The sequence below is a fragment of the Ensifer sp. ZNC0028 genome (genome assembly GCF_000799055.1).
Classification (GTDB): Bacteria; Pseudomonadota; Alphaproteobacteria; order Rhizobiales; family Rhizobiaceae; genus Ensifer.
On the sequence record NZ_JTLA01000260.1, the window covers coordinates 1 to 393 of the forward strand.

The window sequence follows — 393 nt, forward strand, 5'->3', positions numbered from 1 at the left end:
TCGGCGTCAAGGGCGAGATCATCCATGTGCGTCCCGGCCCGGTCGTTACACTCTACGAACTGGAACCAGCGCCCGGCATCAAGTCCTCCCGCGTCATCGGCCTTGCCGACGATATCGCCCGCTCGATGAGCGCGATCGCGGCCCGCGTCGCCGTCGTTCCCGGCCGCAACGCCATCGGCATCGAACTGCCGAACCAGCGGCGCGAAACCGTCTATCTGCGCGAGCTCATCGGCTCGCGCGACTTCGAAACCTCCAAGGCCCGTCTTGCCATGGCGCTCGGCAAGACGATCGGCGGCGAGCCCGTCGTTGCCGATCTCGCCAAGATGCCGCATCTGCTCGTCGCCGGTACCACCGGCTCGGGCAAGTCGGTCGCGATCAACACCATGATCCTGT

1 protein-coding gene is annotated in these 393 nt (G+C 66.2%); it reads left to right on the top strand.

All coding sequences use genetic code 11. The annotated features are described in order from the left end of the window. Positions 1-393 (top strand): DNA translocase FtsK (locus L981_RS32920; RefSeq protein ID WP_043627172.1); only part of this gene is annotated, 393 nt, incomplete at both ends.